Genomic DNA, 20,616 nt, shown 5'->3' with positions numbered 1-20,616 from the left:
TGCCCCGCGGCCCGCCGCCCATCCGACGACCTGCGATGACTCCAGGAGACTGACAACGATGGCCGACCGGGTCACGGTGATCGGCTGCGACGGCTCGCCGCTGACGGACGCGGCGCGCTCGGCCCTCGGCGCCGCCACACTGGTGGCGGGCGCGGCACACCACCTGGCCCTCCCCGAGGTGCCCCAGGCCGCCGAACGCATCCGGCTCGGCAGCGTCGCCCTCGCGGCCCGCCGCGTCGCCGCCCACCGCGGCACGGCCGTCGTCCTCGCCGACGGGGACCCCGGCTTCTTCGGGGTCGTACGCACCCTGCGCGACCCCGAGTTCGGCCTGGAGGTCGAGGTCGTCCCCGCGGTCTCGCCCGTGGCCGCCGCCTTCGCCCGCGCCGGGATGCCCTGGGACGACGCACAGGTGGTCGTCGCACACCGGCGCACCCTGCGACGCGCGGTGAACGTGTGCCGGGCCCACACCAAGGTCGCCGTCCTCACCTCACCCGGCGCCGGACCCGCCGAACTCGGTCTGCTCCTCGAAGGAGTCCACCGCACCTTCGTCATCTGCGAGGAACTCGGCACCGCGCGCGAACGCGTCACGATCCTCACCTCCGACAAGGTCGCCGACCACACCTGGCGCGACCCGAACGTCGTCATCGTCATGGGCGGACCGGTCACCTCCTCCGAGGGCGGCGGCTGGATCGCCGGCCGCGACCCGGGCACCGGCCAGCGCGGCTGGGCGCTGCCCGACGAGATGTACGGCGACGAACTGGGGGAGGGCGAGACCGAGGTGCTGCGCGCGGCGCAACTCGCCCGCCTGGGGCCGAGGGTCGGCGACCTCGTCTGGGACATCGGCTCGGGCAGCGGCGCCTTCGCCACGGAGGCAGCGCGCTGCGGCGCCGCCGTCATCGCCGTCGACCGCGACGCGGACGCCTGCGCCCGCACCATGGCGACCGCCCGCCGTTTCGGCGTCCAGTTCCAGATCGCGCACGGCACCGCCCCGTACATCCTTGAGGACCTCCCCGAGCCGGACGTCGTGCGCGTCGGGGGCGGCGGTGCCGCGGTGGTCTCCGCCGTCGCCGACCGGCGCCCCGAGCGGATCGTCACCCACGCCTCGACCCGCGACGCCGCCGAACTCATCGGCCGGGACCTGACCGAGCACGGCTACCGGGTCGAGTGCGCCCTGTTGCAGTCCGTCGAACTGGACACCCGCGCCTGGACGGAGAAGGAGCGAAGTGTGGCGTTTCTGCTCTCGGGGGAGCTGGACCGCCGTCCGTAGCTCCGCCGCAGCGCTCCGCGGAGTGTTCCGCCGGGGGCCGGTGCGTTGTCTGCGGGCGTGTCGTGGCTGGGCGCGCGGTCCCCGCGACCCTTCGGGGACGCCGCCGCCCAGGTGCTGATCATCGTCCTGTGATCCTGTTGTCGTACTGCGCGCGGTAGGCTGGCCGATCGTTGTACTGCAATCGGGTTGTCCGGTATTTCGCCGGTCAATGCCCGCGAAACGCACCCATTTTGAGGGGCGTGTGGTACGGCAGAACCGGAGGACGCGCAAAGTGGCGCAGTCCACAGCGGGCCGTGACGGATCACCCTGTCGCGGTGGCGGGCCGACCGCGACAATGCCAGTTAATGGCTTTGTCGACCGGTCGTTCGTGCCGCCCGGCCCGTGTGCTCGTTCTCATGACGGGCGGTCGGTGCGCCGCCCCGGACGAGCAGGTCGTAGGAGCACTAAACCGATGGGCGAGGGGTACGCATGACCGACACCGGCCAGGTCCCGGGCGAGGGACTGCCGGAGAACGCAGGCATGGTGGAGCAGCCGGGCGTCCCCGCCCCCGGTGCGTACACCTACCTCTCCGAGCCCACCGCCGAAGACGAAGACCTGTTGCTGCTGCCGGGCGCCCAGGGTGCGTGGGGCAACGAGGTGGCCCCACCGGTCCCGGTGCCGGTCGTCGAGGCCGTCCACGAGCCCGGTCCGCACGAGACATCGGGCCGCGACAGCGGTTCGGTCGACCTCAGCGCCGTCCGGATGTCGTCCTCCGCGCCGCAGCCGCCCGTCGCCCGTCGCCCGTTGCACCTCGGCCCGCCGACCCCGGACGGCGCCGGCAGCCCGGTGCGTTCGCTCGCCGACCGCGGTCCGGCGGGGGCCCCGGGCACCCCGTTCCCCGGGCGGCAGACCGGCCCGGCCACGTCCGGCCCCGAGTACCTCGACGCGCCGCGTGACGAGATCGCGTTGCAGGGCGCGTCTCCCTGGGGCGCCCGGGCTCAGGTCCAGGTCGCGCCTCCGGTGGCACAGGTCGTCTCCGAGGGGACGCCTGCAGAAACGGTCTTCCCGGCGGGTGCGGGGTCAGGTGCGGGTACGGAGGCGTACGCGGGCGCTCCGGTGACCGCGGGGGCCGCGCCCGTCGCGCAGGCGTCCGCGCCGGTGGCGCAGGCGTCCGACGCGGGGGAGGGGCCGTCGCTCGCCGAGAACCAGGAGGTTCCCGTTCCGCCGGAGCAGGCCGAGGCTGTTTCGGTGCCGGAGCAGGCGGCAGGATTCCCGCAGAACCAGAACCAGAACCAGAACCAGACCCTGCCCCAGACCCCGGCGCAGGCACAGCCGCAGGACGCTTCGGGTGTCGACCCGCTCTCCGAGGCGGCGCCCGCCCCGGTAGTCGCGGGGCCCGCCGAGAGCGTGGTGGACCCGGCTCAGGCCGTAGAGGCCCCGGCTCAGGCGGTCCTCGACCCGGCAGTGGCCGCCGCGCAGGTTCCGGAAGCCGCGCAGGTTCCGGAACAGGCTCCCGCGGAGGCGTACGTTCCTCCGCAGCCGGAACCGGTCCAGTCCCCTGAACAACTGGCCGGCAACGACCAGGCCCCGGAAGCTCTCCAGGTTCCGGAACCGGTCCTGGTGCAGGACTACGCGCAGGCCCCGCAGCTCGCCGACGGTTCGCTGTTCCCGCAGGCTCCGGAAGGGGGCCCCGGACCCGAGTACGCCCAGGCGCTCCCCGACTTCGCGCACGCCCCGCAGCCCACGCCCTTCCCGGCCGCACCCGCCGCCGTCCACTTCGCCCACCCTTCGGACGACGCGGCCGGACAGCACGCCGCTGAGGCCCCCGCCGCCCCGGCTACCGAAGACGCGACGCAGCACCCCGAGTACCCGGCACCGGTCCCGCAGCCCGTCCACCTGGTGGAACCGCAGGCCCAGGACGCGGCCGTGCCCTTCGCCGAGGCCGGACCGCACACCGGACTCCAGGAGCCGCAGCCCCAACCGCAGCCGCAGCCTCAGCCGGTGGAGGCCGATCCCGTCGTCGCGGAGGCCTTCCAGATGCAGGAGGCCGCCGAGGCCCCGCACTTCGCCGCGCCTGCCGAGCCCGGGAGCCCGGTGGAGGCGGCGGAGGGGGCGGCCCCGAGCGTCGCTGCCCCCGGCACGGCACAGCCGACCCAGCCCGACCCCGTCCCGCACCCCGAGGCACCCACGGCACCCGCCGCCCAGACCTTCGAGGACGAGTCGCAGGGCGAGGCGGCCCAGCTCCAGGACGGCTTCCAGACGCCGGAGCAGCCTGTCGGACAAGCCGTAGAGAACGAGCATGCCGTAGAGATCGAGCAGGGCGAGCAAGTCGGACAGGGCGAGCAGGTCGGACAGTTCGTACCGGTGGAGGGCGCGGTCCCGACCACCCCGCACCTTGCCCCCACCCCGCCGCACGGCGTGACGGTGGTGCCCCTTCCCGAGGAGCGGGCCGAGCAGCCCGCCGAAGCGGCGGCGGCCCCGCCCGCGGCGCTCGTCGAGCAGCCCGCGCCGGAGTCCGCGCCGGAGCCCGTGGCTGAATCCGCCCCGGGACCGGCCCTCGCGCCGGTACCCGCCGCAGGGCCCGACCTCGCGTCCGAAGAGGAGCTGGACGACGAGCCGATCCTCGTACTGCCGGCCCCCCGGGAGCCCGAGCCGGCCCCCGGGACCGGGGCGCTCCCCGTACCGCAGCCACCCGTCGGGGCCGAGGACGACAGCCCGGAGCCCGTAGTCGCACAGCAGGCGGAAGACCTGGACACCCGGGCCGCCGACCAGGAAGAGAGCACGGCCGCCGTGGCCCAGACACGTGAGTCCACCGGCCCGGCCGCGCCCGGCTACGACGACGCCGAGCGCGAGGCCGTCCTGCGCGTCATGCGCGAGCGCCGCGACATCCGCAACGGCTTCCGCAGCGACCCCATCCCGCACGACGTGCTGCTCCGCGTCCTGGAGGCGGCCCACACGGCGCCGTCCGTCGGTCACTCACAGCCCTGGGACTTCGTCGTCATCCGCTCGGCCGAGACCCGGCGCACGATGCACGAACTGGCCGCGCGCCAGCGCGAGGCGTACGCCAAGTCGCTGCCCAAGGGCCGCGCTAAGCAGTTCAAGGAACTGAAGATCGAGGCCATCCTCGACACCCCGGTGAACATCGTCGTCACCGCCGACCCGACCCGGGGCGGCCGGCACACGCTGGGCCGCCACACCCAGCCGCAGATGGCCCCGTACTCCTCGGCGCTCGCCGTCGAGAACCTGTGGCTCGCGGCCCGTGCCGAGGGCCTGGGCGTGGGCTGGGTCAGCTTCTTCGACGAGCGCGAGATGGTCCGCGGCCTCGGCCTGCCGGAGCACCTTGAGGTCGTCGCCTACCTCTGCGTCGGATACGTCGACGAGTTCCCGGACGAGCCCGAGCTGATGCAGTCGGGGTGGTCCAAGCGCCGTCCGCTGTCCTGGGTGGTCCACGAGGAGACGTACGGCCGGCGCGCCCTGCCCGGCGAGGAGCCGCACGACCTGCTCGCCGAGACCATCACCAACATCCGGCCGCTGGACGCCAAGGCGCTCGGCGAGGCCTGGGAGCGCCAGAAGCGCATGACCAAGCCTGCCGGGGCCCTCGGCATGCTGGAGATCATCTCCGCCCAGCTCTCGGGCCTGTCCAGGATGTGCCCGCCCCCGATCCCGGAACCGGCAGCCGTCGCGATCTTCGCCGGCGACCACGGCGTACACGCCCAGGGCGTCACCCCGTGGCCGCAGGAGGTCACGGGCCAGATGGTGGCCAACATCCTCGGCGGCGGCGCGGTCTGCAACGCCTTCGCCGCCCAGGTCGGCGCCGAGGTCTGCGTCGTCGACGTGGGCGTGGCCTCCGACCTGCCCGCGACCCCGGGTCTGCTGCCGCGCAAGGTCCGGGCGGGCACGGCCGACATGACGACCGGTCCCGCGCTGACCCGCGAGGAGGTCAGGTCGGCCATCGAGGTGGGCATCGAGACCGCCCGCGATCTGGTGGCGGCCGGGAACAAGGCGCTGATCACGGGTGAGATGGGCATCGCCAACACCACGGCGTCCGCCGCCCTGATCTCCGTCTACACCGGCAGCGACCCGGCCGAGGTCACCGGCCGCGGCACCGGCATCAACGACGAGACCCTGGCCCGCAAGACCGACGTGGTACGCCGCGCCCTGGAACTCCACCAGCCGGACCCGGCCGACCCGATCGGCGTCCTGGCGGCCATCGGCGGCCTGGAGCACGCCGCGATGGTCGGCCTCCTCCTCGGCGGTGCCTCCCTGCGTACGCCGGTGATCCTGGACGGTGTCAGCGCCGGTGCCGCCGCGCTGGTCGCCCGAGCGATCGCCCCTGAGGTCCTCGCGGCCTGCATCGCCGGTCACCGCAGCGCCGAACCTGGCCATGTGGCCGCGCTCAACAAACTGGGCCTGCGCCCCCTGGTCGACCTCGACCTCCGCCTCGGCGAGGGCACGGGCGCCCTCCTTGCCCTCCCGGTGGTCCAGAGCGCGGCCAGGGCGATGCACGAGGTGGCGACGTTCGACTCGGCGGGCGTTACGGAGAAGTAGGCGCGAGTCGTCGGTCTGTGCCCCCCCCGCGCGAGCGGAGCCGAGCGTGGGGGAGGGTGGGCACAGACCGACGACGGACCCGCACACGCGGGGGCCCGGGGCGCAGCCCCGGTTTCGGGAAGGGGCGGGCCAGGGGAAAGTACCCCCACCCACCCCAGCCCCCCACCGCCCCGCCCCATAAAATCCGCACGTCAGGCGCGCTCCACCGCCGCAGCGCGCCACCCCGCACCACCCGCATGAGGAGCCGCACCTCCATGGCCGAAAACCCCGCCTACCCCGTAGGCCTCCGCCTCGCCGGCCGCCGTGTCGTGGTCCTCGGCGGCGGCCAGGTGGCCCAGCGCCGCCTCCCGTCCCTCATCGCGGCGGGCGCGGAGATCCAGCTCGTATCCCCGTCCGCGACCCCCTCGGTCGAGGCCATGGCGGACGCCGGCGAACTGACCTGGACCAGGCGCCGGTACGAGTCGGGCGACCTCGCGGAATCCTGGTACGTCCTCATCGCCACTCCCGACTCCGCGGCGAACGCCGAGGCCTCCGCCGAGGCCGAGGCCCGCCGTGTGTGGTGCGTCCGCGCGGACGACGCGGACGAGGCCACCGCCTGGACCCCGGCGACGGGCCACAGCGAGGGCGTCACGGTGGCCGTCCTGACCACGAACGCCAAGGGCCGCGACCCCCGCCACACCGCGGCCATCCGTGACGCGGTGGTCGAGGGGCTGCGCGACGGCACCCTCGTGGCACGCCACCACCGCACCCGTACGCCCGGCGTCTCCCTGGTCGGCGGCGGTCCCGGCGACCCGGACCTGATCACGGTCCGCGGCCGTCGCCTCCTCGCCGAGGCGGACGTGGTCATCGCCGACCGCCTGGGCCCGCGCGACCTGCTCGCCGAACTCCCGCCGCACGTCGAGGTGATCGACGCGGCGAAGATCCCGTACGGGCGCTTCATGGCCCAGGAGGCCATCAACAACGCGCTCATCGAGCACGCCCTGCAGGGCAAGTCGGTGGTCCGGCTCAAGGGCGGCGACCCCTTCGTCTTCGGCCGCGGCATGGAGGAGGCCCAGGCGCTGGCCGAGGCGGGCATCTCCTGCACGGTCGTTCCCGGCATCTCCAGCTCGATCTCCGTCCCGGGCGCGGCGGGCATCCCGGTCACGCACCGCGGAGTCGCCCACGAGTTCACGGTCGTCAGCGGTCATGTGGCCCCCGACGACGAACGCTCCCTGGTCGACTGGGCGGCGCTCGCCAAGCTCCGCGGCACCCTGGTCGTCCTGATGGGCGTGGACAAGATCGGTGCCATCGCCCGTACCCTCATGGAGAACGGCAAGGCACCCGGCACCCCCGTGGCACTCGTCCAGGAGGGCACGACCGCGGCGCAGCGCCGCGTCGACGCGACCCTGGCCACGGTCGCCGAGACCGTCCGTGCCGAAGAGGTGCGGCCCCCGGCGGTCATCGTCATCGGGGAGGTCGTGACCGTGGGGGCGGACGGCTCGTTCGAGACCTCTGACGGGGCATCTGAGTAACCCCGGGTAACACAACCCGTTCCAAGCCGTTGGCACCGCACCCAGGACAAGGCAGTATCACCCTGTGGCCGATCTCATCACCGTTGAGGACCCAGCCGACCCGCGCCTGCGTGACTACACAGGCCTGACCGACGTGGAGCTGCGCCGCAAGCGCGAACCGGCCGAGGGCCTGTTCATCGCCGAGGGCGAGAAGGTCATCAGACGGGCCAAGGACGCCGGTTACGAGATGCGCTCGATGCTGCTGTCCGCCAAGTGGGTCGACGTCATGCGCGACGTCATCGACGAACTCCCGGCCCCGGTGTACGCGGTCAGCCCCGACCTCGCCGAACAGGTCACCGGCTACCACGTGCACCGCGGCGCGCTCGCCTCCATGCAGCGCAAACCGCTGCCGACCCCCGACGACCTGCTCCGTACGGCCCGCCGGGTCGTCGTCATGGAGTCGGTCAACGACCACACCAACATCGGCGCGATCTTCCGTTCGGCCGCCGCCCTCGGCATGGACGCGGTCCTGCTCTCCCCGGACTGCGCGGACCCGCTGTACCGGCGTTCGGTGAAGGTCTCCATGGGCGCCGTCTTCGCCGTGCCGTACGCACGCCTGGACTCCTGGCCCAAGGGTCTCGACTCGGTCCGGGAGGCGGGCTTCGGCCTTCTCGCGCTCACCCCGGACGAGAAGGCCAAGACCCTCGACGAGGTGGCCCCGCACCGTATGGAACGGGTCGCCCTGATGCTGGGCGCGGAGGGCGACGGCCTGTCCACCCAGGCCCTGGTGGCGGCAGACGAATGGGTCCGCATCCCGATGGCCCACGGAGTCGACTCCCTGAACGTGGGAGCGGCGGCAGCGGTGGCGTTCTACGCGGTGGCAACAGGCAGACCGCAAAACTGACGAGACACCCCGTAAGGGGCGCAGGGAACGGCGCGCTCGCCCACGACGCACCCGCGCGCTGGACCCAACAGCGTCTGGGTGCCCTCCATGACGCCGGTCGACGGGCGCCCCGTAGGGGGCGCGGGGAACGGCGCGCTCAGCCACAACACACCCGCAGTAGACGAACAACGTCTGGGGCCCTCTATGGCGCCGGGCGACGGGGCCCCAGGGGGCGCGGGGAACTGCGCGACAAGCCCCCACCATCCCGCAGCCGACGAACAACACCTACCCGCCGAGACCGACCCCGCCCCGCTGATGGTCCGCCCGCTCCTGCCACGCAGCCCCGCCCGAGGGGCCCCCACGATCAAGCCCCCGGGCAGGCCCCTGGCACCCCTGCGCCGCGGCGATGGCCAACGCCACGAGCAGCGTCACCACCACGAACACGAACAGCCGCTGCCGCAGCAGCCGGGGATTCGCGGGCCGCCGCCCCGTCCCGGTGGTCCGGGGCCCGGTCCGCGGCCCAGCCCGCCCCGCCCCGCTACGCGGCGTCCCGCTCCGACTGCCGGACTGACCGGTACGGCTGCCCGACTGACCGGTACGGCTACCGGACTGACCGGTACGGCCGCCGGTGCCGGAGCGCGTCGCCCCGCCGCGCGAGGGATCACCCGGCCGCGCCCCGGACCGCGACGAGGGCCCCTTGCCGCCGCCACTGCCACTGCCGCCGCCACTGCCACGCGGCGCGGAAGTCCCCTGCGTACGCCCCTGTGTACGCCGCTGAGTGCGCTGCTCCGGATAGTCGCCGTAGTTGCTGTAGTCGTCGTAGTCGTCGGCAAGCCGCCCGGTCGGCCGGTCGGCCTCCGCCGCACGGGGAGCGGGCGGCCGGACCTCGCCCATACCCTGCGCCTCCCGCGCCGCGATCTCCTTGAGCCGCAACGACAACTGCAGTGTGCTGGGCCGCTCCTCGGGATCCTTCGCCAGACAGGCGCGCACGAGAGGGGCCAGCGCGTCGGGCACACCGTGCAGTTGCGGCTCCTCGTGCACCACGCGGTAGAGCATCACCTCGGAACTGCCGTGCCCGAAGGGCGAGTCCTGCGTCGCGGCGTACGCCAGCGTCGCGCCGAGCGCGAAGACATCCGTGGCCGGCGTGACCGCCGCACCCCGCACCTGCTCCGGCGCGAGGAACCCGGGCGACCCCACCGCCGTACCCACATGCGTGAGCGTGCTCGCGCCGGTCGCCCAGGCGATACCGAAGTCGATGATGCGCGGCCCCTTCGGGGACAGCAGGATGTTCGACGGCTTCAGGTCCCGGTGGACGACGCCGGCCTCGTGCACGGCGACGAGCCCCTCGGAGAGGGCGGCGCCGACGGACGCCACCTCGGAGGCGAAGAGCGGTCCGTCCTCGGTGACCTTGTCGTGCAGCGAGGGCCCGGGAACGTACTGCGTCGCGAACCAGGGCCGTTCGGCCTCCAGATCCGCGGCGACGAGCCGCGCGGTGCACCCGCCCCTGATCCGCCGCGCCGCCGACACCTCGCGGGCGAAACGCGACCTGAACTCCTGGTCCTCCGCGAGGTCGGGCCGGATCACCTTCAGCGCGACCCGCTGGCCACGCCGGTCGGAACCCAGATAGACAACGCCCATCCCGCCCGCGCCGAGCCGTCGGTGAAGCCTGAACGAGCCGACGACACGCGGGTCCTCGCGCCTCAGGCGCATCATCGCCATGTCCATCCCCGCTGCCCGGTCCGTTTGACGAGCCACAGCTTACGTTTCCGCGGCCGGGTGCGCGCAGAGGCCGCGCCCTCGCGGTCCGACCGATTGTCGGTGCCGGGTGGGAAACTTGAGAGGTGGTCAGGGGACGGGGGCCCGCGGCGACGTTGAGCTGCGCGGATTCCCAACCATCGCTCACAGGAGGGGGATTGGACCCGTGCAGGGTGATCGCGTGGAGGCAGTGGTCGACGCGGGAGACCCGACCCGTACGTACGAGGTGGTGGCCGGCCGGGCGGGCCTCCGGGTGGAGACAGCGGTCCGCAGAGGGGTGGTCGGAGTGAGCGAAGTCACCTGGTGGGGGCACCCCGCGCTCGGAACAGACCGGACGTCCCCTCCGGGAAACCCCCGAGACCCAGGACCTCTTCTCCACCCAGGGGAGTACTCCGCAGGTCACCGCTCATCCTCCGGGAGGCCCGGTAATAGGTACGAGGGCATGACGACCCGCACGCCCCTCCCGCCTACATTTGTTGTCAAGCGGCGGGTGGCAGCACTCGTCCCCCGAGGTCAGACACCCGCCGCTGCCAGATATCAGAAGTCGGGCCTCACCAGAAGTCGGACACCGGAAGCTTTTCAACAGAACGGTCAGGAGAGGGACCATGGCTGACACGGCATCGCGGACCATGATCCGCGCACAGGGACGCAAGGCGTACACCGCCGCGTTCGGGCCCAGCCGGTCCGGCCGGCGCCACCCCCTGGTGGCGACGGCCATGGTTCTCCCTCTGGCCACCCTGCTCGTAGTCGTCTTCGGCGGCTGGGAGGCAGTGGTCACACAGGCGTCGTCCGTGGGCGTGATGCTGGGGCGCTGAGCGGCGCCCCGGGCCCGGAAGAGCGGTCCGGGCGGGGACATCCGGCCATGAAACCCCGTGGGGACGGGGGTGCGGCGGACGGCAAAAGATGCGGGCGCAGCTGGGGAGCTGCGCCCGCATTGCTTTGCCTGCGTACGCTCCTGAGAGCCGGTGGACCCGCTCGCGTGGGATGGGGACGGGGGTGGGGACGGGGACGGGACGTACGACTTCAGGGGGATCCGAGTGACCGCAGATGTGCTGCCCGCGCTCAGCGCGAAGGTGCGCGCCGCCGTCCATCCGGCGGCGGAGGTCTGCGTCTGCGGCACGGACACCTCCGTGCTGGCCGACCGGCCCGACGGCACCGTCGTCCGGCACGGAGGCACGGTGGCGAAGGCGCACGCCGCCGGCACCGACCCCACGGAGCTTGCGGCGCGGCTGGCCGTGGCCGCGCACCCCGCGCTCGACGGCATCCTCCTGCCGCCGCGCGGACCGGGCACGGCCGAGTTGAAGGGCAGGCCGGTCACCTTCTGGTCCTACGGCACTCCCGTGGACCGCGACGACCCCGATGCCGCTCCCTGGGAGGAGGCCGCGACCCTTCTCGCGCGGCTCCACCGGACGCCGGACTCCGTCCTCGCGCCCGGCCTGCCTCCCATGCGCGGCCCGGCGAAGGCGGCCCGCGCGGTCGCCCGCCTCCGCGCGGCGGGCCCGCACCCGGCGTCCGCCCCCGTGCTCCGTGCCTGGGCCCTCCTGCCCGCCTGGGCACGGGACGAGGCCCCGATGCAGGATCCGGGCACGCTGTGCCACGGCGACCTCCACCTGGGTCAGCTGGTGCGGTCGGGGAGCGGCGACTGGCTGCTCATCGACATCGACGACCTCGGCCGCGGCGATCCCGCCTGGGATCTGGCCCGCCCCGCGGCCTGGTTCGCCTGCGGGCTCCTCCCGCCCGACGAGTGGACCCGTTTCCTCACCGCGTACCGGAAGGCAGGGGGTACGGCCGTCCCGGCGGACAGCGACCCCTGGCCGGCCCTCGACGTCGCGGCCCGCGCCCTGACCGCGCAGACCGCGGCCCAGGCGATCGCCAAGTCGGTCGCGGCCGGGCGCCCGTTGGACGAGGTGGAGACGTCCGTGATCGACGCATGTGACCGAATGGCGGCGCACCCGCCGGAGTTGGCGCCGGACTTCGCGACGTAGGGTGCAACCGATCGCAGCCGGACAGAGTCTGTCCTGGCGGAAGCAGTACCGACAGGCGAGGAGTTGAGCCGAGCATGCAGTGTCCGAAGTGCCATGCGCCGATGCACACGTACAACCGCAATGGTGTCCAGATCGAGCAGTGCAGCGGATGCCGCGGGATCTTTCTCGACTACGGCGAGCTGGAGTCGCTGACCCGCCTGGAGGGCCAGTGGTCGCAGCCCGGCGGCCCGCCGCCGCAGGGCGCCCCGCAGGCCTACCCGTCCGCCCCCGCTCCCGCCTGGGGCGCTCCGCAGCACGGCGGTCATGGCGGGCACGGCGGCCACTACGGCCACAAGCGTCAGAAGAGCTTCGGCCACATGCTCTTCTCCTCCTGACCGGCACCGACCGGTCTCGATCGGTCCTGACCGGCTCTGACTGGTCAGGACCGTCTTCGAGGAACGACGAGAACGACGAGAACGACGAAGCCCCCGACCGTACGAGACGGCCGGGGGCTTCGACTGGTGCGCGATACTGGGATTGAACCAGTGACCTCTTCCGTGTCAGGGAAGCGCTCTCCCGCTGAGCTAATCGCGCGGGTGGGACCTGCTGATGACGCGTACTGCACAGATACCGCGTACTGCCTGTAGTGCGTACTGCCTGTACTGCGTGCGCGATACTGGGATTGAACCAGTGACCTCTTCCGTGTCAGGGAAGCGCTCTCCCGCTGAGCTAATCGCGCGGGGACCCGGTGAACCGGATCAGTGGACGATACTGGGATTGAACCAGTGACCTCTTCCGTGTCAGGGAAGCGCTCTCCCGCTGAGCTAATCGTCCTTGGAGGTGGAGACGGGATTTGAACCCGTGTAGACGGCTTTGCAGGCCGTTGCCTCGCCTCTCGGCCACTCCACCAGGAGCGCGGGGGGTCGGGAAGATCCCCTACTTCCTTCGAGCGGACGACCAGGTTCGAACTGGCGACCTCAACCTTGGCAAGGTTGCGCTCTACCAACTGAGCTACGTCCGCTTGTCGTTTCCGGTCGGCTCTCGCGTCCCGGCGACGTGTTGAACTCTAGCGGATACCGGGGCCAGCACAAAAACGCGTTTGCGCAGCGTGCTGCGTTACGCCCGCTCCAGGACACGGCCGAGGCACCCGCAGGTCACCCACCATAGACTCACGGTTGTGCACGACCTCCCAGCTCTCGCCCGCTTCGGCGGCCTCGTCGCGACCGGCCTCGTCGATGTCACCGACGATCCCGCGGCGCTCGACTCCAGTGGCTTCTGGGCCGTCGGCGCCGACTTCGAGGGCCGCGTGGTCTGTGCCCGTTTCGCGGACGTACGACCCGAGGCCGTACCGGCGCCGGTGCCGGGGGAGTGGCAGGGACCCGCGGCCGGCGACTGGACGTCATCGCTCGACCGCGCCGCGTACATGACGGGTGTACGTCGCATACGTGAGCTCATCGCGACGGGCGACGTGTACCAGACGAACCTCTGCCGGGTCCTGTCCGCGCCCATCGCCCCGGACGCCGACGTGGACGCGCTGACCGCCCTGCTGGCACGCGGCAACCCGGCACCGTACGCCGGAACGATTCGCCTGCCGGGCCACGGGGTCGACATAGCCACCGCCTCCCCGGAACTCTTCCTGCGCCGCACCGGCCGTGTCGTCGAGTCGGGTCCGATCAAGGGCACGGGGCGCACCGAGGCGGACCTCCTCGAAAAGGACCATGCCGAGAACGTGATGATCGTGGACCTGGTCCGCAACGACCTGGGCCGGGTGTGCGCCACGGGCAGCGTGACCGTGCCCGACCTGTGTGTCGTCGAGAAGCACCCGGGCCTCGTCCACCTCGTCTCCACCGTCCGCGGCGAACTGCGCGAGGACGTGGGCTGGCCGGAGCTGCTGGGCGCGGCCTTCCCGCCCGGATCCGTCACCGGCGCCCCCAAGTCCAGCGCCCTGCGGATCATCGAGGAACTGGAGACGGCTCCCCGCGGGCCGTACTGCGGCGGTATCGGCTGGGTCGACGCCGACCGCGGCACCGGGGAACTGGCCGTCGGGATCCGCACCTTCTGGATCGACCGGACCGAGGGTGTGCTGCGCTTCGGCTCCGGCGCGGGCATCACCTGGGGCTCGGATCCCCGGCGCGAGTGGGAGGAGACCGAACTGAAGGCCGCCCGGCTGCTCGCTGTAGCGTCGGGGGAGTACCCAGGGGCGTACGACGCCCAAGAGAGCACGTCGGGCCGGTGACCCGGCACGTTCTCGTCGTTCTCGTGAGGTGAGGTTCAGTGAAGATCTGGCTCGACGGTCGGCTGCAGGACAGCGAGTCGGCCCGTGTCTCCGTGTTCGACCACGGGCTGACGGTGGGCGACGGCATCTTCGAGACGGTGAAAACGACCGACGGGCGTACCTTCGCGCTCACCAGGCACCTCGACCGCCTGGCGCGCTCGGCGAGCGGCCTCGGACTGCCCGAGCCCGACCGTGACGAGGTGCTCAGGGCCTGCGCGGCCGTTCTGGACGCCAATCCCCTGCCGCTCGGCCGCCTGCGGATCACGTACACCGGCGGTCACGGGCCGCTCGGCTCGGACCGCGGGGAGCAGGGGCCGACCCTGGTCGTGGCGCTGGCGGAGTCCGGCCGCCGCCCCGACTCCACCGCCGTCATCACCGTCCCCTGGACCCGCAACGAGCGCGGCGCGCTGACGGGCCTCAAGACGACGTCGTACGCCGAGAACGTCGTCGCCCTCGCCCGCGCGCGTGAGCACGGCGGGTCCGAGGCGCTGTTCGCGAACACGGTCGGGCAGCTCTGCGAGGGCACGGGGTCCAATGTCTTCGTCGTTCTCGACGGCGAGATCCACACCCCGCCCGTCGCCTCCGGCTGCCTCGCGGGCATCACGCGCGCCCTCACCGTCGAGTGGACCGGTGCCAAGGAGACCGACCTGCCGCTGGACGTCCTGGAGCGGGCCGAGGAGGTCTTCCTGACCTCGACGCTGCGCGATGTGCAGGCCGTGCACCGGGTCGACGGTCGCGAACTGCCGGGCGCGCCCGGCCCGGTGACCGCCAAGGCCATGCGGATCTTCGCCGAGCGGGCGGCCGACGACCTCGATCCCTGAGCCGATCCCTGAATCGATCTCTGAGTCGATGCCTGGCTTGATCGCTGCGCCGGTCGTCGTGCGGTCCCTCGACGGACCGTCGGCCGATCTCGATGGCGTGAGGGCGTCCGGACGGGTACAACTCCCCTGATGACCACCACCCTGCGGCCGACCGAGCCGCTGCAACGCGACGCCGACGGCGCCCTCTCCCGCCACTACGCGGTGTGCGTGAACAGCCGTCCCGTGGGCGCGGTACACCTCGTGAGCCGCCCCGCCCCCGGGGCACCCGTCGGTGAGATCCGCGACCTGCGCATCGAGGAGCCGGACCGGGGGCGCGGCCGGGCCACCGTGGCGGCACTCGCCGCGGAGGAGGTGGCGCGCGGCTGGGGGTGCCGGCGGATCGAGGCGTCGGTTCCGGCCGACGCCACGGAAGCCCTGCGACTGGCGACAGCCCTCGGCTACGTCGTGCGAAGCCGCTTCATGGAGAAACGACCTGGCGACGTCGCGCCCGAACTGCCTGCCGGCAGCCGGGGGCGCCCCATGACGGAGACCGAGTTCGCCTCTTGGACGGAGCGGGCCCAGGAGGACTACGTCCAGGACTGGACCACCCGGGGAGTGCCCGAGGCGGAGGCCCGGGCCAAGGCCGAGCAGGAAAACACCACCCTGCTGCCGGACGGGCTCGGCAGCGAGGGGGCGGACATCAGTGTCCTGGAGCACGAGGGGACCCCGGTGGGCACGCTGTGGCTGGGGACCCGTGACGGCTGGGCGTTCGTCTACGACGTCGAGACGGACGAGGCGTACCGGGGCCGGGGGCACGGGCGTTCGCTGATGCTGCTGGCGGAGGCCCGGGCGGCCGTGGCGGGACGCCCCGGTGTCCGTCTGAACGTCTTCGCCGGCAACACCCCGGCCGAGCGGCTCTACGAGTCACTGGGCTACGAGACCACCACGTACCACTTCTACAAAGACCTGCTGTAGCCGCGGGAACCGCCGGGGAGGGTGTGCGTCAGGCCCTTTGCTCGGCCAGCAGCCGGTCCACGATCTCCTCGACGCGTTCGCGCAGCCCGTCCTGGCTCTTGCCGCCGTCGAGGCGCTCGCCGTCGATGACGTACGTCGGCGTGCCGGTCACGCCGATGGCCTTGCCCTCGGCCTGGTCGGCGTCGACGATCAAAATGTGCCGGCCGTCGATGAGGGCGGTGTCGAACTCCTCGGCGTCCAGGCCGAGCCCGCGGGCCACGTCGAGGAGGACCGCCTCCCCGTCGCGGTCCAGCTCCGACACGCGCTCCAGCACCGCCTCGACGTACGGCCAGGCCTTGCCCTGTTCCGCGGCCTCCTCGGCGGCCTGGGCCGCCGCGAAGGCGTGCTTGTGCTTCTCCAGCGGGAAGTGCCGCAGCCGCAGTTCCAGCCGGTCGCCGTAGCGGGCACGCAGCGCGCGCAGGTCGTCGAGGGCGCTGCGGCAGTCCGGGCACTGGAGTTCACACCAGATGTCCAGGACGGGGACGGGGGCGGCGGGGCGGGCGGGGGAGGAGTCGCTCATGGGATCAGTCTCCCAGCCGGGGCCCGCGCGTCCCAACCGGGACCTCGGGCGTCCGCGAGTCCGGTCGCCACCTCGTGGGCGCCGGCCGCGATGCCCCGCCGCCGATGCCCCGCCGTCGACCGGCCACCTGGACCGGCCACCTGGACCGGCCACCTGGACCGGCACCTCAGGAGGACCCGACCCGGAGATGTCCCTGAGGTCTCCCCGGACCATGGCATACCGGGCATGCGGCGGTGCAGGATGGAAGGGACGAAGTGCCTGTGCCCGACCCCGCCCGACCTGCCTGGAGGACCGGATGATTGCCGAGACCGTCTGTTCCGCCGTGGCCGCGGCAGGCCTGGGCATCGCCGCGGTCACCGCGTACCGCAAGCGTTTCCTCACCGCGGCCCGCCTTGCCGCGTACTCGCTGGTGCCGCTCGGTCTGGTGATGACTGGGGTCGTCGAATGGGCGGCGGACACGGCCTTCAGTCCGACGGCCTGGGTTGGTTTCGGTGTGCTCGGGGCGGCCTGGCTGCTGTTCATGACCACGCGTGCCGTGGAGAGGCGTACGGGCGGGACCCGCAAGGAGCGCAGGGCCGCACGGGCCGCGCAGCGCGAGGCGGTGGCTCCGACGGCCTCGGCTCCTTCGCTGGGCCCGGCGGCGACCCGTCCGGCGGTCCGTCCCGAGGGCAAGCAGCGCAAGGCCCCGGCAGGGGAGGACTTCAGCGACATCGAGGCCATCTTGAAAAAGCACGGGATATGAAGAATCAACGGCACGCGAGGATCTTCTTGTTCACCGCGGAGAGCTGGGAAAACCCCTGGCTGCCATCCATGACCGCTCTCCATGGCCGCTCTTCACGACGGGACGCGGCGACCGCCCCGCACCCGCCTATCCCAGATCGTGGAACACCGTGTCACGGATTTCGGCTAACTCCCCCATAATCCGGGCGTGTTGATCGCGTAGGGCGTCTCGGCTGAGTCATCATCGCGGCGAGATGCTGGAAACACCCCAGAGCGACACCGTGGTTCCTCCCGAGGAACGGCGGGGTTGTCTCTTCGCGCTGTCTCAGCCACCGCTGATGATCTTCCTTGCGGTGATCGGCTGTTTGCTGCTCATGGCTTCGCTGCACGATCTGCTGCTGCTCTGAGCCGTATGCGGAGTCCCTGGCGCCACCCGCTGCGGACTCCGTCAGCCTGCCGCTTCCTTGCGCCGTGCCCGGTACGCGGCCACATGCAGGCGGTTTCCGCAGGTGCGGCTGTCGCAGTAGCGACGGGAGCGGTTGCGGGAGAGGTCGACGAAGGCGCGTCGGCAGTCCGGTGCCTCACAGCGGCGCAGCCGCTCCTCTTCTCCGGCCACCACGAAGAACGCCAGCGCCATGCCGCAGTCCGCGGCGAGATGGTCGGCGACGGACGCGCCGGGCGCGAAGTAGTGCACGTGCCAGTCGTAGCCGTCGTGGTTCGTGAGGCGCGGAGTGGTTCCGGCGGCGGCGACCAGCTGGTTGATGAGCGAGGCGGCGGTACGGGCGTCCGGGGCGGCGAAGACCGCGGCGAAGCGCCCCCGGATCCGGCGCACCGCGGAGAGGTCGAGCTCGGACAGGGTCCCGACGTCGCTCATGTCGTGTTTTCGCACGAAGTCGACCAGCGCCGCGAGGTTCGCGAGTCCGTCCGGGATGTCGTCCTCCGGTGCGGTGTTCACCAGACCGACCACGGTGTCGAGGGCGCACCGGGTGTCGTGGGTGATCAGCACGTTTCGCTCCCTGGCCTGAAGGTCGGGCGAACGCCCGCCGATGCTGGCCGATGCTAGCGGCTCCAGCCCGCACACAACCGTGCCCACCCACCCGCATCCCCGGGACGGCGGGCAGGGGATGTACGAGGGTCGGTCCCACCCACCTGGGGGTGCGGGGGGCGCGGCGCTCGGCCCGGGACGGCAGGCACGGGCCGTACGACGTGCAGCCCCACCCACCCAGGGGCGCGGGGAACGGCACGCTCAGCCCGGGACGGCGGGCAGGGGATGTACGACGGTCGGGCCCACCTACCTAGGGGCGCGGGGAACGGCGCAATCACGCGAAAGCGACCGGCACTCGTCGACGAACGGACGGCCCCACCCAGCCCCACGCAGTGGCAACACCGGCGCCCGTGCGCCCCGGCGCCCCAGCGCCCCGCTCAACCGCAGCGCACGGGCGCCGCCCCCGCGGGCTAACGCGGAGACGGCGCCCATGTGATCCATATTCGGTTGTCTGAGCCCGAGCCGTCTCCCCGAGTGGACGGCGCCGGGCGGCTTGGTACGAAGCCTCGTCCTAGCTTTCGGCCAGGATGTGCGAGAGCTCCGTATCGAGATCGAAGTGCCGGTGTTCCGTGCCGGGAGGCACGGCGGCGTCGGTTCGCTTCAGGAACGACTCCAGGGCCCGCGCCGGGGCCTCCAGCAGAGCTTCGCCCTCCGGAGAGCTCAGGGCGATGCAGACGACGCCCTGACCGTGACTGCGGGACGGCCAGACTCGGACGTCGCCGGTACCGGTGGGCCGGTGCAGGCCCTCGGCGAGAAGGTCGCGGGCGAACACCCACTCGACAGTCTCCTCCGCTCCGGTGTGGAAGGTGGCGTGCACGGCGTAGGGATCGGCCGTGTCGTACCGCAGGCCTGCGGGGACAGGCAGAGAGGACTCGCTCGACACAACGAGGCGCAGGTGCAGCTCGCAGCTGACCGTGGTGTTCATAAGCGCCAGGGCCTTTCGCTCAGTGTGCGCTCGGGGATTCGCACGTCGGCGAAATCGACATGCCACCTACGGTGCCGTTGTAAACCCCTCTGAGTGTTTTGCGTGTCTTTAGGTACCTCATCCGGCCGAGTCCTCGTTCGCGTACTACGGCCATTCCGGTGACGGGTTTCCGTCCGGTAGGGTTTGGCCGTATGAATACGGGGAGTGACCGAACGGGGGAGGCCGCTGTGGCGGCCGACGAAACCAAGAGCGAGCCGGCGCTCGGATCCCGTGCGCCGCAATTCATCAAGGCGCGCCGCATGCTGCACCTGAGCTGGCAGGTGGGCGTGTTCGTAGTAGGTCTCGCGGTCGTCGTGGCAGGCGTGATCATGCTGCCTCTGCCCGGCCCGGGCTGGCTGGTGATCTTCGGCGGCATGGCGATCTGGGCGACCGAGTTCGTCTGGGCGCAACTGGTGCTCCGCTGGACGAAACGGAAAGTCACCGAGGCCACACAGAAGGCTCTCGACCCGAAGGTCCGACGACGCAACGTCATCCTGACGTCCATCGGGCTGGTGATCATCGCGGTACTGGTCGGGGTGTACGTGTGGAAGTTCGGCATCGAGATGCCGTGGAACATCAAGGAGTAGCGGCCGTTCACGCACTCACGGGCCGGTCGGACGCACGCCCTGACATGGGGTAATCTTCTTCCTGCGCCCGGGCGATTAGCTCAGCGGGAGAGCGCTTCGTTCACACCGAAGAGGTCACTGGTTCGATCCCAGTATCGCCCACACTGCCGATAGGCGGCTGGGGTTCACGAGTTCTGTGGACTCCAGCCGCCTTCGCCGTTCTGGACGACAAGCCCTCCGACCGCCGAAAGTTCGCCGCAGCGGCAGCGGCAGCCGCCTCCCGCGGCCGACGGCCCCTGATCCCACACCCCTCGGCGTCGGCCTGCGCCCAACGGTCGCCCGACGATCGCCCGATGGTCATGGGCGCCGGTCACGCCTCTTGCCCTGCACGACTCCCGGCCCGGTGCGCGGGGCCGACTGAACGGCCCGCCCCAGCCCCGGCCCCGGCCCCAGCCGAGCCACCGGCTCTCGGGTACGCGACATGTCCGCGCGGGGCCGACCCGCGAGGCTTCCTGCCCCCTGGCCAGCCGCTTCGTGTCAGAAGGCACGGCGTCGAAGCGACGCTGCGTACCAGCCGGCCCAGGTCCCCCGAGACGACAGTTCCCGCGTAAGGACGGCCCCGCCGGAGCCCTCGGGTCCGCGTAAGGCGCCTCCCGGGGACCCCTCGGCCCCCCCGGGACCCCGGGACCCCCGAACCCCCTCGACGGAGCTGTCCCCGCAGAAGCCGTTCTCGCGAAAGCCGCCCGGAGGCGAGCCCGCCCCAAGCGTGGCATCCCCTGGGAAGCTGCCCCCAGGAGAACGGTCGAGCGGAGGGACGCCACTCCTG

General features: G+C 72.2%; 17 protein-coding genes and 6 tRNA genes. 14 read left to right on the top strand and 9 right to left on the bottom strand.

Annotation, left to right across the window (positions count from 1 at the left end):
* The first annotated feature begins 58 nt into the window (after positions 1 to 58).
* From cbiE to ACH4DZ_RS21770, 4 genes are all read left to right on the top strand, one after another.
* Entirely contained in the window at positions 59 to 1,267 is a 1,209-nt protein-coding gene (gene cbiE / locus ACH4DZ_RS21785) for a precorrin-6y C5,15-methyltransferase (decarboxylating) subunit CbiE (protein WP_398288898.1), read from the top strand.
* A gap of 468 nt (positions 1,268 to 1,735) precedes the next feature.
* Complete coding sequence (cobT, locus tag ACH4DZ_RS21780; RefSeq protein WP_398288896.1) at positions 1,736 to 5,794, top strand: nicotinate-nucleotide--dimethylbenzimidazole phosphoribosyltransferase; 4,059 nt, start codon at positions 1,736 to 1,738, stop codon at positions 5,792 to 5,794.
* A gap of 254 nt (positions 5,795 to 6,048) precedes the next feature.
* Positions 6,049 to 7,305: a uroporphyrinogen-III C-methyltransferase gene (cobA, locus tag ACH4DZ_RS21775; RefSeq protein WP_398288895.1), complete on the top strand. Its 1,257-nt coding sequence runs from the start codon at positions 6,049 to 6,051 to the stop codon at positions 7,303 to 7,305.
* Positions 7,306 to 7,369: 64 nt separating this feature from the next.
* On the top strand, positions 7,370 to 8,188 hold the full coding sequence (locus ACH4DZ_RS21770) for a TrmH family RNA methyltransferase (protein ID WP_398288893.1): 819 nt from the start codon (positions 7,370 to 7,372) through the stop codon (positions 8,186 to 8,188).
* Positions 8,189 to 8,452: 264 nt separating this feature from the next.
* Here the strand turns inward: ACH4DZ_RS21770 and ACH4DZ_RS21765 are convergent, their stop codons facing one another.
* Positions 8,453 to 9,892, bottom strand: coding sequence for a protein kinase (locus ACH4DZ_RS21765; protein ID WP_398289217.1), 1,440 nt, complete (start codon positions 9,890 to 9,892; stop codon positions 8,453 to 8,455).
* A gap of 635 nt (positions 9,893 to 10,527) precedes the next feature.
* On the opposite strand from ACH4DZ_RS21765, the gene ACH4DZ_RS21760 reads away from it, so the two are divergent.
* From ACH4DZ_RS21760 to ACH4DZ_RS21750, 3 genes are all read left to right on the top strand, one after another.
* Positions 10,528 to 10,737 carry a hypothetical protein gene (locus ACH4DZ_RS21760; RefSeq protein WP_189772681.1) on the top strand — a complete coding sequence of 70 codons (210 nt, stop codon included), beginning with the start codon at positions 10,528 to 10,530 and terminating at the stop codon, positions 10,735 to 10,737.
* A gap of 222 nt (positions 10,738 to 10,959) precedes the next feature.
* Positions 10,960 to 11,907 carry a phosphotransferase gene (locus ACH4DZ_RS21755; protein ID WP_398288891.1) on the top strand — a complete coding sequence of 316 codons (948 nt, stop codon included), beginning with the start codon at positions 10,960 to 10,962 and terminating at the stop codon, positions 11,905 to 11,907.
* Between the two features lie 74 nt (positions 11,908 to 11,981).
* Positions 11,982 to 12,281 (top strand): zf-TFIIB domain-containing protein, encoded by a 300-nt coding sequence (locus tag ACH4DZ_RS21750; protein ID WP_398288889.1) that lies wholly within the window; start codon positions 11,982 to 11,984, stop codon positions 12,279 to 12,281.
* Between the two features lie 124 nt (positions 12,282 to 12,405).
* Here ACH4DZ_RS21750 and ACH4DZ_RS21745 read toward each other — a convergent pair.
* From ACH4DZ_RS21745 to ACH4DZ_RS21725, 5 genes are all read right to left on the bottom strand, one after another.
* Positions 12,406 to 12,480 (bottom strand) — tRNA-Val (locus ACH4DZ_RS21745).
* A gap of 73 nt (positions 12,481 to 12,553) precedes the next feature.
* Positions 12,554 to 12,625: transfer RNA gene (locus tag ACH4DZ_RS21740), tRNA-Val, on the bottom strand.
* Positions 12,626 to 12,648: 23 nt separating this feature from the next.
* Positions 12,649 to 12,720 (bottom strand) — tRNA-Val (locus tag ACH4DZ_RS21735).
* Between the two features lies 1 nt (position 12,721).
* Positions 12,722 to 12,795, bottom strand: a tRNA-Cys gene (locus tag ACH4DZ_RS21730).
* Between the two features lie 39 nt (positions 12,796 to 12,834).
* Positions 12,835 to 12,907 (bottom strand) — tRNA-Gly (locus tag ACH4DZ_RS21725).
* Between the two features lie 156 nt (positions 12,908 to 13,063).
* On the opposite strand from ACH4DZ_RS21725, the gene ACH4DZ_RS21720 reads away from it, so the two are divergent.
* The 3 genes from ACH4DZ_RS21720 (at position 13,064) to ACH4DZ_RS21710 (ending at position 15,936) form a co-directional block, all read left to right on the top strand.
* Positions 13,064 to 14,122, top strand: coding sequence for a chorismate-binding protein (locus tag ACH4DZ_RS21720; RefSeq protein WP_398288888.1), 1,059 nt, complete (start codon positions 13,064 to 13,066; stop codon positions 14,120 to 14,122).
* 38 nt (positions 14,123 to 14,160) lie between these two features.
* The gene (locus tag ACH4DZ_RS21715) at positions 14,161 to 14,982 is read left to right on the top strand and encodes an aminotransferase class IV (protein WP_398288886.1); all 822 of its coding nucleotides are present in this window, start codon (positions 14,161 to 14,163) and stop codon (positions 14,980 to 14,982) included.
* A 129-nt stretch (positions 14,983 to 15,111) separates the two neighbouring features.
* Entirely contained in the window at positions 15,112 to 15,936 is an 825-nt protein-coding gene (locus ACH4DZ_RS21710) for a GNAT family N-acetyltransferase (RefSeq protein WP_398288884.1), read from the top strand.
* A 28-nt stretch (positions 15,937 to 15,964) separates the two neighbouring features.
* Here the strand turns inward: ACH4DZ_RS21710 and ACH4DZ_RS21705 are convergent, their stop codons facing one another.
* Positions 15,965 to 16,495: a DsbA family protein gene (locus ACH4DZ_RS21705; RefSeq protein ID WP_398288881.1), complete on the bottom strand. Its 531-nt coding sequence runs from the start codon at positions 16,493 to 16,495 to the stop codon at positions 15,965 to 15,967.
* 295 nt (positions 16,496 to 16,790) lie between these two features.
* On the opposite strand from ACH4DZ_RS21705, the gene ACH4DZ_RS21700 reads away from it, so the two are divergent.
* Together ACH4DZ_RS21700 and ACH4DZ_RS21695 are read left to right on the top strand one after the other, a co-directional pair.
* Complete coding sequence (locus ACH4DZ_RS21700) at positions 16,791 to 17,237, top strand: hypothetical protein (RefSeq protein WP_398288880.1); 447 nt, start codon at positions 16,791 to 16,793, stop codon at positions 17,235 to 17,237.
* Between the two features lie 232 nt (positions 17,238 to 17,469).
* Positions 17,470 to 17,622, top strand: coding sequence for a hypothetical protein (locus tag ACH4DZ_RS21695; protein WP_398288878.1), 153 nt, complete (start codon positions 17,470 to 17,472; stop codon positions 17,620 to 17,622).
* Between the two features lie 41 nt (positions 17,623 to 17,663).
* Here ACH4DZ_RS21695 and ACH4DZ_RS21690 read toward each other — a convergent pair whose 3' ends face one another.
* Both ACH4DZ_RS21690 and ACH4DZ_RS21685 read right to left on the bottom strand, forming a co-directional pair.
* Positions 17,664 to 18,221, bottom strand: a complete 558-nt coding sequence (locus ACH4DZ_RS21690; RefSeq protein WP_398288876.1) for a CGNR zinc finger domain-containing protein — start codon at positions 18,219 to 18,221, stop codon at positions 17,664 to 17,666.
* Positions 18,222 to 18,771: 550 nt separating this feature from the next.
* On the bottom strand, positions 18,772 to 19,185 hold the full coding sequence (locus ACH4DZ_RS21685) for an SsgA family sporulation/cell division regulator (RefSeq protein WP_003959770.1): 414 nt from the start codon (positions 19,183 to 19,185) through the stop codon (positions 18,772 to 18,774).
* A gap of 191 nt (positions 19,186 to 19,376) precedes the next feature.
* On the opposite strand from ACH4DZ_RS21685, the gene ACH4DZ_RS21680 reads away from it, so the two are divergent.
* Positions 19,377 to 19,811, top strand: coding sequence for a TIGR02611 family protein (locus tag ACH4DZ_RS21680; RefSeq protein WP_398288874.1), 435 nt, complete (start codon positions 19,377 to 19,379; stop codon positions 19,809 to 19,811).
* A 69-nt stretch (positions 19,812 to 19,880) separates the two neighbouring features.
* Positions 19,881 to 19,952, top strand: a tRNA-Val gene (locus tag ACH4DZ_RS21675).
* Positions 19,953 to 20,616: the final 664 nt, after the last annotated feature.

Source organism: Streptomyces sp. NPDC017991 (assembly GCF_044328075.1).
In the GTDB taxonomy this organism is placed as follows: domain Bacteria; phylum Actinomycetota; class Actinomycetes; order Streptomycetales; family Streptomycetaceae; genus Streptomyces.
The sequence above is the reverse complement of the archived record's forward strand: the minus strand, read 5'-3'. Positions and strand labels throughout refer to the sequence as shown.